The 14,714-nt window shown below is 61.5% G+C and carries 9 protein-coding genes and 1 pseudogene; 6 read left to right on the top strand and 4 right to left on the bottom strand.

Going from position 1 to position 14,714, the window contains the following annotated elements; translation table 11 throughout:
• Positions 1-152: 152 nt before the first annotated feature.
• Complete coding sequence (ettA, locus tag DNK06_RS24770; RefSeq protein ID WP_131182626.1) at positions 153-1,817, bottom strand: energy-dependent translational throttle protein EttA; 1,665 nt, start codon at positions 1,815-1,817, stop codon at positions 153-155.
• Positions 1,818-2,545: 728 nt separating this feature from the next.
• Here ettA and DNK06_RS24760 point away from each other — a divergent pair.
• Together DNK06_RS24760 and glyA are read left to right on the top strand one after the other, a co-directional pair.
• Positions 2,546-6,724 (top strand): sensor domain-containing protein, encoded by a 4,179-nt coding sequence (locus tag DNK06_RS24760; protein WP_131182624.1) that lies wholly within the window; start codon positions 2,546-2,548, stop codon positions 6,722-6,724.
• Between the two features lie 139 nt (positions 6,725-6,863).
• Positions 6,864-8,117 (top strand): serine hydroxymethyltransferase, encoded by a 1,254-nt coding sequence (gene glyA, locus DNK06_RS24755; RefSeq protein WP_131182623.1) that lies wholly within the window; start codon positions 6,864-6,866, stop codon positions 8,115-8,117.
• Between the two features lie 425 nt (positions 8,118-8,542).
• Here glyA and DNK06_RS24750 read toward each other — a convergent pair whose 3' ends face one another.
• Positions 8,543-8,926, bottom strand: coding sequence for a hypothetical protein (locus DNK06_RS24750; protein ID WP_131182622.1), 384 nt, complete (start codon positions 8,924-8,926; stop codon positions 8,543-8,545).
• Positions 8,927-9,116: 190 nt separating this feature from the next.
• Here DNK06_RS24750 and DNK06_RS24745 point away from each other — a divergent pair, with 190 nt between their 5' ends.
• Positions 9,117-10,748, top strand: a complete 1,632-nt coding sequence (locus tag DNK06_RS24745) for a hybrid sensor histidine kinase/response regulator (RefSeq protein ID WP_131182621.1) — start codon at positions 9,117-9,119, stop codon at positions 10,746-10,748.
• Positions 10,749-10,762: 14 nt separating this feature from the next.
• Here the strand turns inward: DNK06_RS24745 and DNK06_RS24740 are convergent, their stop codons facing one another.
• Together DNK06_RS24740 and pcaD are read right to left on the bottom strand one after the other, a co-directional pair.
• Positions 10,763-11,398 carry a LuxR C-terminal-related transcriptional regulator gene (locus DNK06_RS24740; protein WP_131182620.1) on the bottom strand — a complete coding sequence of 212 codons (636 nt, stop codon included), beginning with the start codon at positions 11,396-11,398 and terminating at the stop codon, positions 10,763-10,765.
• Between the two features lie 135 nt (positions 11,399-11,533).
• On the bottom strand, positions 11,534-12,334 hold the full coding sequence (pcaD, locus tag DNK06_RS24735; RefSeq protein ID WP_131182619.1) for a 3-oxoadipate enol-lactonase: 801 nt from the start codon (positions 12,332-12,334) through the stop codon (positions 11,534-11,536).
• 98 nt (positions 12,335-12,432) lie between these two features.
• Here pcaD and DNK06_RS24730 point away from each other — a divergent pair, with 98 nt between their 5' ends.
• The 3 genes and pseudogenes from DNK06_RS24730 to DNK06_RS24720 all read left to right on the top strand — a co-directional run.
• Complete coding sequence (locus DNK06_RS24730; RefSeq protein WP_131182618.1) at positions 12,433-13,338, top strand: LysR family transcriptional regulator; 906 nt, start codon at positions 12,433-12,435, stop codon at positions 13,336-13,338.
• A 254-nt stretch (positions 13,339-13,592) separates the two neighbouring features.
• Positions 13,593-13,844 carry a helix-turn-helix transcriptional regulator gene (locus DNK06_RS24725; protein WP_131182617.1) on the top strand — a complete coding sequence of 84 codons (252 nt, stop codon included), beginning with the start codon at positions 13,593-13,595 and terminating at the stop codon, positions 13,842-13,844.
• Positions 13,844-14,599, top strand: a pseudogene (locus tag DNK06_RS24720) (type II toxin-antitoxin system HipA family toxin); the annotation flags it as partial. The gene DNK06_RS24725 and the pseudogene DNK06_RS24720, both read left to right, overlap by 1 nt.
• Positions 14,600-14,714 lie beyond the last annotated feature (115 nt).

The raw sequence follows: 14,714 nt of genomic DNA, 5'->3' as shown, positions 1-14,714 counted from the left end.
TGATCGAGCTGCTCGCCTGAAAAGTCCGGTGGTGACCTTCTGAATCGCACAAAAGAAAACGCCCCGAACGATGTCAGGGCGTTTGCCGGGTGCCAATACCTACATCAGCGGGTTTTCACACGCTCTGAGTGGCTCCGTTTTTTTTGCAGCGCTTACTGCGCCAGTTTCTTGTGCCGTACCCGATGCGGCTGGGCGGCGGCGTCGCCGAGGCGTTTCTTGCGGTCGGCTTCGTACTCGGTGTAGTTGCCTTCGAAGAACAGCACGCCGTCGTCCTCGTAGGAGAGGATGTGGGTCGCCACGCGATCCAGGAACCAGCGATCGTGAGAGATCACGATGGCGGCGCCAGGGAAGTCCAGCAGCGCGTCTTCCAGCGAGCGCAGGGTTTCCACGTCGAGGTCGTTGGACGGCTCGTCGAGCAGCAGGACGTTGGCGCCCTCCTTCAGGGTCAGCGCCAGGTGCAGACGGCCACGCTCACCACCGGAGAGATCCTTGACGAACTTCTGCTGGTCGGCGCCCTTGAAGTTGAAGCGGCCAACGTAGCCACGCGACTGCACTTCGTAGTTGCCGATCTTGATCTGATCCAGACCATCGGAAACGGCTTCCCACACGGTCTTGCTGCCGTCCAGGTCGTCACGGCTCTGATCCACACAGGCCAGTTGCACGGTGTCGCCGATCTCGATGCTGCCGGAGTCCGGGGTTTCCTTGCCCATCAGCATGCGGAACAGAGTCGACTTACCGGCACCGTTACCGCCGATCACGCCGACGATGGCGCCTTTGGGCACGCTGAACGACAGGTCTTCGACCAGTACGCGGTCGCCGTAGCCCTTGGTGACGTTCTTGAATTCGATGACCTTGTCACCCAGACGCGGGCCGGCCGGGATGTAGATCTCGTTGGTCTCGGCGCGTTTCTGGAATTCCTGGGACTGCATTTCCTCGAAGCGCTGCAGACGAGCCTTGGACTTGGACTGGCGGGCCTTGGCACCTTTGCGCACCCACTCCAGCTCTTCCTTCATGGCCTTTTCATGGGCCGACTGCTGCTTGGATTCCTGAGCCAGGCGGGACGATTTCGCCTCCAGCCAGCCGGAATAGTTGCCTTCGTACGGGATGCCCGCGCCGCGGTCGAGTTCGAGAATCCAGCCAGCGACGTTGTCGAGGAAGTAACGGTCGTGGGTAATGGCTACCACGGTGCCGGGGAAATCGTGGAGGAAACGCTCCAGCCAGGCCACCGAGTCGGCGTCCAAGTGGTTGGTCGGTTCGTCCAGCAGCAGCATGTCCGGGGCCGACAGCAGCAGGCGGCACAGGGCCACACGGCGCTTCTCGCCACCGGACAGGTGCTCGACCTTGGCATCCCAGGCCGGCAGACGCAGGGCGTCGGCGGCGACTTCCAGCTGGCGCTCCAGGTTATGACCGTCGCTGGCCTGCAGGATGGCTTCCAGCTTGGCCTGCTCGGCGGCCAGCTTGTCGAAGTCGGCATCCGGCTCGGCGTAGGCAGCGTATACCTCATCCAGACGCGCCTGGGCGTCCTTGATGCCACTCACGGCTTCCTCGACCACTTCACGCACGGTCTTGTTCGGGTCGAGCTGCGGCTCCTGCGGCAGGTAGCCGACATTGATATCCGGCATCGGACGGGCTTCGCCGTCGAACTCGGTGTCTACCCCGGCCATGATGCGCAGCAGGGTCGACTTACCCGCGCCGTTCAGGCCGAGCACGCCGATCTTGGCACCCGGGAAGAACGACAGGGAGATGTTCTTGAGGATCTCGCGCTTCGGCGGCACGACCTTGCTCAGCCGATGCATGGTGTAGACGTATTGAGCCAAAATTCAGACCTCACTAATAAATGGCAACGATGGCGCGCACCCTATGCGAAGACGATGCGTCACGCAAACGGAGAAATGCCGCGCCGGGCGAACGATCCTGCAGCTCGCACGCTGAACGGCAAGACTAGGGTCTGCTGACGTTTCAGCACAAGCCGCGTTGCCGCGAGAAATCTCGCCAGGCTAGGCGGAGGACGCAGGGAATGGCATTCCCTTTTCAAGTCCTCCAACGACGCATGGCGAGATTTCCCGCGCAACCCGCAGGGCCGGGCCCGTTTTGCCGCGATGCTGCGTTTCTCGCCGGCTCATTTGGCCCGCCAAACTTCGCGGCTCGCGCCTTGCCTCGCGGCAAAACGGGCTCCGGCGCGGTCGTGCTGAAATGTCAGCAGACCCTAACCTATGCGCTCGACAGCGGTTCAATCCCGAGGCAGAAGCCAGCGAGTACTGCAGCACATATAAAGAGACAACCTCGGAGAGCTGCAGCAGCCGACGGAAATACATTTTCGGTGATCTTGCGGCGACTAGAAAGAGCCGACAAACGCAGGACACGCACCACCAGGGATGGCACTTGGCCATAAGTGTGGCATGCTAGCCGCCCTGAGAAGCAGACGCCCCCTGTTTTAACCTTTTCAACAGCATCACCTGCCTTCTTTACCCCCGCCGTTGCAGGACTTCATCACGTGTCAGCGCCCAAGATCACGCGCCCCCACCGCGATCCACTGATTGTGCCCATGCGCCGTTCATTCAAAGGCGCTCTGGTGATACTGGTGCTGGGGCTTCTGGTGTTGCTGCTGTGGCAGTTGCAGCTCGAATTCCGCCAATTGAAGGATAACCAGCGCGAGCTCAACCTTGCCGTGAGCGAGCAGTTGGCCAATCAACTGGATCTGGGCATGAGCTCCATGGCCAACGCCGGGCGCGCTGTGCTCAATGCCACGCGCAACCCTGAAGAACCCGCCAGCGCGCCGCATGACCGCTACCTGGATAATCTGCGCGCAGTCTTCCCCTCCCTGCAGAGCATCGCCCACCTGGATGCCATCGGTCGCCCGCTGCATGACAGCGCGCCACACAGCACCGACCATCAATTGCTTGCCGAACTGGCCGGGCGCAGCGCCAACCAGACCTATCACTACGCATTCGCCCCGCAGGACGATGGCCGCATCTACCTGCTACTGCACACCCCCACGGATGATGGCTACTGGGCGCTGCGCCTGAACGCCAATGCCCTGAAGAGCTGGCTGCTGAATAGCCGCCAAAGCGATTTCCCCTGGTTGCTGGAAGACACCATCAGCGAACGGATGATCGCCGACTCGCGTGGCATAAGCCCCCAGGAGCGCAGCTACCCGATGGTCACAGCGGCCAACCAGGCGCAGACCCTTTTCCTGCAAGGCCTGCCCGGCTCCGACTGGCAACTGCGCGCCATGCTCGACGAGCGCAAGGTACAGGCTCAGGCGCTGCCGGAAATGGCCGGCAAGTTCCTGCTGTTCACCCTTTGCACCCTGCTCGCCCTGTTCGCCCTCTATCGCCTGGTGCGTGAACAAAGCCACCTGCACGCCCTCAATGCGGCGTCGCGACGCTCGCTGCATCAAGCCGCCAGTGCCTTGAGCGTTATCGAGGAGCGGGTACTGGTGACCGACAGCAGTGGTCGCCTGACTTACCTGAACCCGCAGGCCGAAACGCTGTTCGGCCTGACCAACCGGCACGCCCGTGAATGGCACCTGCTGGAGCTGCTGCCGCGCCTCGACCCGTTGCTGCTGCACGCCACGGCATTCCACAGCGACCTCGGCCCGGATCTGGTGGAGATCCGCCAGAACGGTGACATACGCCTGTTCACCATCACCCGCAGCGACCTGGGCGACGAAAATCGCCACCTGGGCTTCGTCTGGGTACTGCGTGACGTCACCGAAGAGCAGCAGGCCACCCGCGTGCTGCAGGAAACCCGACGACGTTATCAGGACATCTTCGACGGTACCGGCACCGCCCTCTGCGTGCTCGACCTTGCCGGGCTCTACCACTTTCTTCGTGAAGAAGGGCTGAACAGTGGCGCCCAGTTGCAGCCCTGGCTGCAGTACAACCCGCAGCGCCATGGCGAATTGCTCCGGCACATACGCGTTACCGAAACCAATCAGATCGCTCTGCGCCTGCTCGGCGTCAGCACGCCCGAACAGGCCTGGGAACAGCTGATCAACCGTGGCGCCGTGAACCCGAACGGCTTCCGCGCCCAGCTCGGCGCCGCCCTGCTCGACGGCGGTGGCCACCTGGAGCTGGAAAGCCATATCGAGGGTGCCAATGGCATCGTCCGCCATCTGTGGCTGGTGATGCGGCTGCCGGAAAGCTCACAGGATCTGCACGCCGTAGCCCTGAGCATCAGCGACATCACCAGCCGCAAGCGCATGGAGCTGTCTCTGGTCGAGCGTGAGCGCTTCTGGTCGGAAGTGGTGCGAGCGGTACCGGATACCCTCTACATCAACGACATCCCGTCGCGCACCCTGCTGTTCAGCAATCATGACATCGGCCCCAAGCTGGGTTACGACCCCGCCTTCGTGAAAGCCCAGGGCGACGGTTTCTGGAAACGCATCATCCACCCCGACGACAGCGACTTGTACGGGCGCGTGCGCAACCTGCAAACCGTGCTGAGCAACGGCGTGCTGCTCGAATCGCAGTTCCGCGCGCGCCACCAGGATGGCTCCTGGCGCTGGTTCAGCATCACCGAGCAGGCGCTCTCGCGAGACAGCAACGGCTGGGTCAGCCGCCTGATCGGCGTGGCCAAGGACATCACCGAGCAGATCGCCCGCAACGAATCGCTACGTGACAACGAACAGCGCTATCGCATGCTGGCCGAGAGCATCAGCGACGTGATCTGCTCCACCGACAGCCAGTTGAACCTCAACTACATCAGCCCATCGGTACAGACGGTGCTCGGTTATTCCCCGCAGTGGGTGCAGAAGCACGGTTTCGGAGGCCTGGCCACCAACCCGCGGCAACTGGGCGGCATCTACGCCCTGCTCGAACGTATTCGCTCTGCCCTCGGCATCCCCCAGCAAATGCATGAACTGCGACAGAAGCTGACGCCGCAACTGTTCGTCTTCGACTGCCTGCGCGCCGATGGTCGCAAGATCCCGGTGGAGCTGCGCCTGGTGCCGATGTGGGACGACAACGGACGCTTCGAGGGCCTGCTCGGTGTCGGCCGCGATATTGCCCAGCAGCGCCGCGCCGAGAAGGATCTGCGCATGGCGGCCACGGTGTTCGAGCATTCCACGGCGGCGATTCTGGTCACCGATCCGGCGGGCTACATCGTTCAGGTCAACAATGCCTTCAGTCGGGTCAGTGGCTACAGCTCCGAGCAGGTGCTCGACCAGTTGCCGGGCATGCTCACCGCCGACAGCCAGAAAAACAATCACCTGAACTACGTACTGTCCCAGCTTCACCAGCGCGGTACCTGGGAGGGCGAGATCTGGCTGAGGCGGCTCAACGGCGAGCATTTCCCGGCCTGGGTCGGCATCACTGCGGTACACGACGAAGAAGGCGACCTGGTCAGCTACGTGTGCTTCTTCAGCGACATCAGCGAACGCAAGGCCAGCGAACAGCGCATCCACCGCCTGGCCTACTACGATGCCCTGACCCAACTGCCCAACCGCACCCTGTTCCAGGATCGCCTGCATACCGCCCTGCAGCATGCCGAGCGGCATCGCGAGTGGGTGGTGCTGATGTTCCTCGACCTTGACCGCTTCAAGCCGATCAACGACTCCCTGGGCCACGCCGCCGGCGACCGCATGCTCAAGGACGTGGCGATTCGCCTGGCCGCCTGTGTCGGCGAAGACGACACCGTGGCACGCATGGGCGGCGACGAATTCACCCTGCTGCTGCAATCCAACGGCAGCCGCGACGTCGCCCTGCATCGGGCCATCCACGTCGCCGAACAGATTCTCGCCAGCCTGGCCCGCGCCTTCGTGCTGGAAGGCCGCGAATTCTTCGTCACCGCCAGTATCGGCATCGCCCTCAGCCCCCAGGACGGCAACGAGCTGAGTCAGTTGATGAAGAACGCCGACACCGCGATGTACCACGCCAAGGAACGCGGCAAGAACAACTTCCAGTTCTACCAGGCGGACATGAACGCCAGCGCCCTGGAGCGCCTGGAGCTGGAAGGCGACCTGCGCCACGCGCTGGAACAGGGCGAGTTCCTGCTCCACTACCAGCCGCAGTTCTCCGGCAACGGCAAACGCCTCACCGGCGTCGAGGCACTGCTGCGCTGGCAGCATCCCAAGCGCGGCCTGGTCGCCCCGGAAGCGTTCATCCCGGTGCTCGAAGAACTCGGGCTGGTGGTCGAAGTCGGCGACTGGGTACTCTCCGAAGCCTGCCGCCAGTTGAGCATCTGGCACCACCACAAGATCCGCGTGCCGAAGGTCTCGGTGAACCTGTCGGCCCGTCAGTTCAGCGACGGCGACCTGCACCAGCGCATCGAACGCATCCTCGGCCATAGCCGCATTCCCGCTGCCTGTCTGGAGCTGGAGCTGACCGAAAGCATCCTCATGCAGGACGTGGCCGCCGCCATGCAGACCCTCAACGACCTGAAGAACCTGGGTCTGTGCATCGCCATCGACGACTTCGGCACCGGCTACTCGTCGCTCAACTACCTCAAGCAGTTCCCCATCGATGTGCTGAAAATCGACCGCAGCTTCGTCGATGGCCTGCCCCAGGGCGAGCAGGACGGGCAGATCGCCCGCGCCATCATCGCCATGGCCCACAGCCTGAACATGACGGTGATCGCCGAGGGCGTGGAAACCCAGGAGCAGCTCGATTTCCTGCGCAACCACGAGTGCGACGAGGTGCAGGGCTATCTGCTCGGCCGACCGATGCCTACCCACCAGTTCGAGGCGAAATTCTGCGGCCGCAGCCTGTTCATACTCGAGTAGCGCCGCAAAAATCGTCGCGCGGGCAGAGCGTGAGCGCCGCTTATCCTGCCCATGATCACGCTTCATATGCCTCGCCAGCTCGGATGCGTTAGAATCCGCCCCCTATTTCATCCGCCCAGCTGACTCTCAGGGGATTGCCATGTTCAGCCGTGATTTGACCATTGCCAAGTACGACGCCGAGCTCTTCGAAGCCATGCAGCAAGAAGCTCTGCGCCAGGAAGAGCACATCGAGCTGATCGCCTCGGAAAACTACACCAGCCCGGCGGTCATGGAAGCCCAGGGCTCGGTGCTGACCAACAAGTACGCCGAAGGCTACCCGGGCAAGCGCTACTACGGCGGCTGCGAGTACGTCGACGTGGTCGAGCAGCTGGCCATCGACCGCGCCAAGGAGCTGTTCGGCGCCGATTACGCCAACGTCCAGCCGCACGCCGGTTCCCAGGCCAACGCTGCCGTCTACCTGGCCCTGCTGAGCGCCGGTGACACCATCCTCGGCATGAGCCTGGCCCATGGCGGTCACCTGACCCACGGCGCCAGCGTGTCCTCGTCCGGCAAGCTGTACAACGCCGTGCAGTACGGCATCGACGGCAACGGCCTGATCGACTACGACGAGGTCGAGCGTCTGGCTGTCGAGCACAAGCCGAAGATGATCGTCGCCGGTTTCTCCGCCTACTCGCAGATTCTCGACTTCCCGCGCTTCCGCGCCATCGCCGACAAGGTAGGTGCCTACCTGTTCGTCGACATGGCCCACGTAGCCGGCCTGGTCGCCGCTGGCGTGTACCCGAACCCGGTACCGTTCGCCGACGTGGTGACCACCACCACCCACAAGACCCTGCGCGGCCCACGCGGCGGCCTGATCCTCGCCAAGGCCAACGCCGACATCGAGAAGAAGCTCAACTCCGCAGTATTCCCGGGCGCCCAGGGTGGCCCGCTGGAGCACGTCATCGCCGCCAAGGCGATCTGCTTCAAGGAAGCGCTGCAGCCTGAGTTCAAGACCTATCAGCAGCAGGTCGTGAAGAACGCCCAGGCCATGGCCGGCGTATTCATCGAGCGTGGTTTCGACGTCGTCTCCGGCGGTACCGAAAACCACCTGTTCCTGCTCTCGCTGATCAAGCAGGAAATCTCCGGTAAGGACGCCGACGCCGCACTGGGCAAAGCCTTCATCACCGTCAACAAGAACTCGGTGCCAAACGACCCACGCTCCCCGTTCGTGACTTCCGGCCTGCGCTTCGGCACTCCGGCCGTCACCACTCGTGGCTTCAAGGAAGCCGAGTGCAAGGAACTGGCTGGCTGGATCTGCGACATCCTGGCCGACCTGAACAACGAAGCGGTGATCGACGCCGTCCGTGAAAAGGTCAAAGCCATCTGCGCCAAACTGCCGGTTTACGGTAAATAAGCGCTAGCGCTGCAAACGAAAAGCCCGGCTGATGCCTAATGCCAGTCAGTTAAGCGTTTGGCCCGCAAAACGGCGGTTTGTCCTGGCCCTGTAGGAGCCGCGCCCCCGCGGCGAATAGTGAGCACGCCGCGGATTTTGCAGGATGGCCACCATCGCATCGCGCCGAGGACGACGCTCCTACACGGGCGGCGGTTTGCCGCTCATCTGTAGGTGCCCTCCCGGCTCCATACAAAACCTTATCTGATCGGCATTAGGCTGATGCCGGGCTTTTTCATGCCTGTGAAAAATCACAGACCGTAGGATGGGTCGGGCCGCGCAGGTGACAACCCATCGAAACGATAGTGATGGGTTTCCACCCATCCTACAGCCTGCCGGTTCACAGCCAATAAGTGAAGGATGATCGAACAGATCCCCCCCAATCATGATCAACGCGCCGCAGCAGCCGGTGTTGCGGCGGCAGTGCAAGGAGCGCTGGCGCCGAGGCCAGCCGTCATGCTCTCGACATTGTCCAGTACATCGTTGCCCTGGTTGACCTTCTGGGCCTTCTCCGCAGCCTGCATGCGCTGGCTGTAGTTGGTGGAGCTGCCATTGAAGCTTTGCTGAGTTTCCAGCACGGAGTTCGCGATGCTCAGCAGGCTGCGGCCAGTGGAAATCAGGTTATCGGTGGTAGTCGGCGTGCAGGGCGCGTTGGCGTTCGACAGTTGGGTATTTTGCAGCCCCTGGGTTTGCGTGTTCTGCGGCAGGCACCCTGCGAGCGTGGCCAGCATCGGTGCAATGAGTAGAGTTCCAATCGTTCCTTTGATGCTCATGTGACATTTTCCGTGATCACTGAGCTCCGACCCGTTGCCGAAGCGATGCTCAAGATTCTAGGAAGGGTATATTTACGGCGGAATAGTACGGGTGTGCTAAAGGCACTTTGCACCGCCGATAGCGTCTTGCACCTTCGAGTGGCTGCGGCCTATGGTGGGCCAGGATCAGATGCATCGGCAGGGAATTTCTATGTTCGCGACCGCCTCCCCCACGTACGATGTCGAGCGTGCTCAGGCGGTCGTGCGCCTGATCATCGCGCCAATCGCGATGTGCTACATGCTGCTGCTCTACCAGCAATCCATTATCGCCACAGAACTGGCCTGGCAGATCCTATCGCTGGGGTCGCTGTTCTTTGCCGCCGCCCTGGCGCTATGGGTCGACATCATGCGCCGCCCCGGCAACCGGCCGGCGCGGCGCGTGCTCACCATGCTCGGCGACTATATCTGCATCACGCTGACCATCGCCGCGGGTGGCGCGGCCATGCTGCCGGTCTACGCGATCCTGGTCTGGGTCACCGTCGGCTATGGCTTGCGTTACGGGTCGGGTTACCTGCTGCTGGCGACCCTTCTGGCGACGATCTCGCTGGTGCTGATCGCCAGCACCTCGGCCTACTGGCAGTCGCAGCCTTATCTGATCATCACCCTGCTGCTCACCACCCTGATGGTGCCGGCCTACATGCACGCCCTGCTCAAGCGCTCGCGCCTGGCCACCGAGGCCGAGCAGGCAGCCAATCTGGCCAAGTCACAGTTCCTGGCCCAGGCCAGCCACGATCTGCGCCAACCTATTCACTCCATCAGCCTGTTCACCGCCTGCCTGCGCGACAGCAGCCTGGGCGGCGAGCAGCGGCGCCTGGTGGAAAACATCGACAAATCGCTGCATAGCGTCGCCCGCCTGTTCCGCTCGATTCTCGATATGTACTCGCTGGACAGCGGCAAGGTGGTTCCGCAGATGGAGACCCTGCCACTGCACAAACTGCTGCAACACCTGATCCAGCAGAATGCCGAAGCGGCTCGCTGGGCCGGGGTCGATATTCGCCTGCACTGCCCGCCGGTGTACGTGCGCGCCGATCATGGACTGCTGACCACCATGCTGCAGAACCTGCTATCCAACGCCTTGAAGTACGCACCCGGGCAGCCGCTGCTGATCGGCTGCCGGCGCAAAGGCACGGGCCTGTCCATCGAGCTGTACGACAAAGGCCGCGGTATCGCAGAAGGGCATCTCGACAACATCTTCGAAGAGTTCTACCGCGTGCGTCAGGCGCGCGACAGTGATGTCGATGGCATGGGCCTGGGGCTGACCATCGTCAGGCGGCTGGCCACGTTGATGGACATGCGCATTCGGATTCGCTCCGTGGAGGGCCAAGGCACCCTCGCCGCAATCGACGGCCTGCAACGGGCAGCGGCACCGGCCGAGAACGCCACCCCGGTACGGGGCAGCAGCCAATCACCGCGCATGCTGGATGGCCTGCGGGTGTGTCTGATCGAGGATGACCAGAACGTACTGCTGGCCACCGCTACCCTGCTGAAAAAGTGGGGCTGCGAAGTCGCCACCTTCACTTCGCTGCCCGACGTATCGCCTGACTTCGATCTGCTGGTCACCGACTTCGACCTCGGCCGCGAAGCGTCCGGGGCTGACTGCATCAACCATGTGCGCGCACTCAGTGGCCGAAACGTGCCCGCCATCATCATGACCGGACACGACGTGCGCCGTGTGCAGGAGCAGGTGGGCGACGAGAACATTCCGGTATTGCCCAAGCCCGTGCAACCCGCCGAACTGCGCTCGCTGCTTGTGGCGCTCAAACTCAAATCACGGGCTGTCTAGGGCCTGTTGACGTTTCAGCGCAGCCCGGCCTTGGCCGCCTTGGCGGCTGCGGCGGCGCGGGTGCTGACGTCCAGTGTGCGCAGCAACGAAGAGACATGGATGCGTACGGTAAAGGGGGAGATGTCCAGCTGACGGGCGATTTCCTTGTTCGACAGGCCGCGCACCAGAAGCCGCATTACGTCCTGCTGGCGCGGTGTCAGTTGCTCCAGAAGATGCCTGCCCTCGGTAAAGGCCGGCACGCCAGCCGGGCCCATGCTGAGGACGAAATCGCCCGCACGCACCGCCAGCAACGCATCGGCAATTTCATCGGGAGGAGTCGCCTTGCCGATGAAGCCATCTGCACCAGCCGCCATCACCTCGTCGATCAGCTCGCGATTGTCGACCATCGACACGATCACGATCGAGCTGCGCTGAAAGCTCTGGCGCAACGCGCCAATGACTTGCGGTGATTGCCCCGGAAACAACAGATCGAGCATGAACAGGCTGGGCGCCACACCGGCATGAGCCAAGTCGAGCACCTCGTCCATATCACCCGCCTCGAAAATGCAGGCATGGGGAAAGACGCGCTGCGCGATGCGGCTCAGGCCTTCTCGAAAAACCGGATGATCATCGGCCACGATGATGCGGTCTTGCTGAGGTTGTTCGATCATAAGGGCATTTTCATCATGGGCTCAGACTAAGGTCATATCCATGGTGGCGCCAGGATCTGGTTCTCAGTCTGACACGGATGGGGGCGGTTCACTGTTCGGCCCGAACGCCTGCCAAGCACCATAGCCAAAACTTGTCTAAGGCGTCAGTAAAAAGCCCTTCACCAGCTCGACGAACTCGGACGGACGTTCGACGTTGGACAGATGGACTGTCGGAAACACCTCAAACCTAGCCCCAGGAACGGCGGCAGCGATTTCTCTGCCATGATGAACCGAGGTGACGGTGTCGTACTCGCCGGCGATCACGAGGGTCGGACTCTCGATCAATCGCACAGTTCGACGAAGGTCGGCATCGCGTACAGCAGCCCAACTCCCGGCAATGCCTTCTCGGCGTGCCGACAGCAGCGTCGTACGAAATCTTTCAACCACCGAGTTGCCACTTACCAATAGTGCCTGGGGGAACCAGTTGCGCATGAACGTATCGGCTGTATCGACCATGTCCAGCGCCTGGAGCAGTTGCTCGATAGCGGTATCCCAGGTGGCTGCTGGGCCCAGGTAGGCGGCCGTGTTGGACAATACGAGGCGGTCGACCCGAGCCGGGGCATGGATGCCGAGCCATTGCCCGACATAGCCGCCCAAGGACAGACCGAGAACATGCGCGCGCTGCAGTTGAAGCGCGTCCAGCAGCTCCACTGCATCACGTCCAAGACGATCCAGCGAGTAAGGCCCTGCCGGTGCATCGGAAGCGCCATGGCCCCGAGCGTCGTAGCGCAGTACCTGGAAGTGCTCCGCCAACCATGGAATCTGTTCGTCCCACATGTGCAGGTCGGTACCGATGGAGTTCGACAGCAGCAGGGTGGGCAGCCCAACTTCGCCGTCGAACTGGTAAACGATGCGAACGCCGTCGCCACTGATGAAGGAAGAGCGCTGAGTGTGCATGAAGGTTCCTACGCGTCGTTTGTGAGTACTCATCGTAGGAAAGGTCTTGATCTGCTTATATTACAAATTACCTAACATCTCTGTAGGCCATCCATACAATGTCGACCCCCTTCACGCTCCATGACCTGCAGTGTTTTGAAGCTGTCGTGAAGCATGGCGGTTTCCAGGCTGCCGCCAAGCATTTACACCGCTCTCATCCCTCCGTATTCGCCGCCATCGACAAACTTGAAGGGCAGTTGGGCATCGAGCTACTGGATCGATCCGGATATCGCGTTCGCCCGACAGATCATGGAATGGCGTTCTATAGGCGAGCAGAGTTCCTGCTGCGAGACGCCCAGGATCTGAAGGTATACGCCGAACAACTTGCGATGGGCCAGGAACCGGAACTTCGGATCGTACTGGGGGATCTCTGCCCACTGACGCCATTGCTGGGTCTGCTTAGCCAGTTCTTTGGCAATCGCCCTCACACTCAACTACATCTGCAGTTCGAGACAGTGACGGGCCCATGGCAACGCCTGTTCAACGACGAGGCTGACCTTATCGTGCATCGCATCAAAAAAAGCGACGTGCGTTTGGAGTGGCTCGATCTGGGGTGTGTGACGATGGTGCCGGTGGTAGCGCCTGGTTTCCTGCCGTTCCCTGTCAGCACCTCCATCACGCCAGAACAGTTGCAGGGGCTGACGCAATGCGTTATCCGCGACTCGGCCCATCAGCCTCTCGAAGGTGGGCACTTTCTGGTGAACGGCTCACTGAAGTGTTCGGTGCCCGACATGCTGATGAAGAAAGAGCTCATCCTGCACGGCATGGCGTGGGGCCACCTCCCTCCCTTCCTGATCGATGCTGAATTGCATGACGGCCGTTTGCTTTCCATCGCAGGGCGACACCTCCCCGGTGTAGTCGAGGAACTGGTTGTCGCCCGCCGCCGCGACCAGCCTCACGGCCCTGTTGCTACTGCGCTATGGGGTTTCCTGGGCAAACACGCCCCGCTTCTCGAGCCCGCTTAGGGGCACAGTACCGTGAGCTGAAAGTATCGTGGTTACTGGTTTTAAGCGTCATTTAGCGGAAACGTCAGAAGCTGGGTACTGTACTGCCAGCGTACCGTTTTTGGTACCTCCAAGCAGTCAAGCCTCACTTCGCACCAGATAAAAGCTAGCGAATCCACTAATCCGTCTCTGATGCTCGGCTGCCGCATCTGCTTTGATTTTCTCAGGAGTTAGGTATACGTTACATTCACTCTAATTTGTTACGTATACAGAACATGGACTATTCCCTTATCACGACCCGCCTTGGCGAGCAGATTCGGCAGCGCCGCCTCAACCGTGGGCTGACGCAAGCCAGGCTTGCAGCATTGGCTGCTGTCACCCGGCAAAAGATCATCGCAATTGAAAAGGGTGATCTTTCAGTAGGGATGACGGCCTACGCACGAGTGCTGGGAGCGCTGGACTGTGAATTCGCGGTCGTACCCGCTGCCATGCCCACACTGGATGAAATTCAGGAAGTGTTCGACTGATGACAGCCACCCTGAAGGTTGCAACGCCAGAGGGCCATAGTGGGAAGATCCTCCATAGCGGAGGTGATTACCTTTTCCGCTATCACGACGACGCAAAGGCGCAGGCTGCGATCAGCTTGCTTATGCCCATGCGTCTGGATGAATACCGCTATCGTGGACTGCACCCGATCTTCCAGATGAACCTGCCGGAAGGCTACGTTCTGGAGCAGTTACGCAATCGCCTGGCCAAGGTCGCAAACGTCGATCCAATGCTGTTCCTGGCACTGTCCGGCAGCAGTTCGCCTATCGGGCAAGTAGCGGTCAGCTCGCCAGAGGTCGATGCGCTATTGAAGCGGCAGCAGTTCCCGGGAGAAAGGCTGGACGAAATCCTAGCCTGGGATGGCGCCGAGGACATCTTTGCCGGCTTGGTGGATTGCTACATTCTGCGCGCCGGTATCTCGGGCGTGCAGCCCAAGGTACTGGTACCTGAGCAGCAGGATTCCGCGCCGCAGCCCTTCACCTCGAAGACTTCTGAGCTGATCATCAAAAGCGGCCGGAATGAGTTCCCCGGGCTGGCGATCAACGAATACCTCTGCATGTCCGTAGCCAAGGAAGCTGGGATTCCGGTACCGGAGTTCTACCTGTCCGACAATGCCAAGCTGTTCGTCATGCGCAGCTTCGACCGGGATGAGCAGCTCAACCCCATTGGCTTCGAGGATATGGCAGCACTGATGGGGCTGCCTGCAGAGCAGAAGTACAGTAAGAGCTACTCCGCCACGCCACCCTGGCCATGACCCAGAAATACGCCCACTTCAGCCCTGGCTACATGGCTGATGTGGTGCACCTAAACACGCTACCCCCCCCCCCAGACACTGGGTCCTATACCACTCG

The organism is Phytopseudomonas daroniae, from assembly GCF_004327285.1.
In the GTDB taxonomy this organism is placed as follows: Bacteria; Pseudomonadota; Gammaproteobacteria; order Pseudomonadales; family Pseudomonadaceae; genus Aquipseudomonas; species Aquipseudomonas daroniae.
This window is presented reverse-complemented; position numbering and strand designations above follow the sequence as displayed.

Excerpts from the sequence above, each read along its gene's own strand:
- DNK06_RS24760 (WP_131182624.1), top strand. The coding sequence starts at position 2,546 with ATGCGCCGTTCATTCAAAGGCGCTCTGGTGATACTGGTGCTGGGGCTT.
- glyA (WP_131182623.1), top strand. The coding sequence starts at position 6,864 with ATGTTCAGCCGTGATTTGACCATTGCCAAGTACGACGCCGAGCTCTTC.
- DNK06_RS24750 (WP_131182622.1), bottom strand. The coding sequence starts at position 8,926 with ATGAGCATCAAAGGAACGATTGGAACTCTACTCATTGCACCGATGCTG.
- DNK06_RS24745 (WP_131182621.1), top strand. The coding sequence starts at position 9,117 with ATGTTCGCGACCGCCTCCCCCACGTACGATGTCGAGCGTGCTCAGGCG.
- DNK06_RS24740 (WP_131182620.1), bottom strand. The coding sequence starts at position 11,398 with ATGATCGAACAACCTCAGCAAGACCGCATCATCGTGGCCGATGATCAT.
- pcaD (WP_131182619.1), bottom strand. The coding sequence starts at position 12,334 with ATGCACACTCAGCGCTCTTCCTTCATCAGTGGCGACGGCGTTCGCATC.
- DNK06_RS24730 (WP_131182618.1), top strand. The coding sequence starts at position 12,433 with ATGTCGACCCCCTTCACGCTCCATGACCTGCAGTGTTTTGAAGCTGTC.
- DNK06_RS24725 (WP_131182617.1), top strand. The coding sequence starts at position 13,593 with ATGGACTATTCCCTTATCACGACCCGCCTTGGCGAGCAGATTCGGCAG.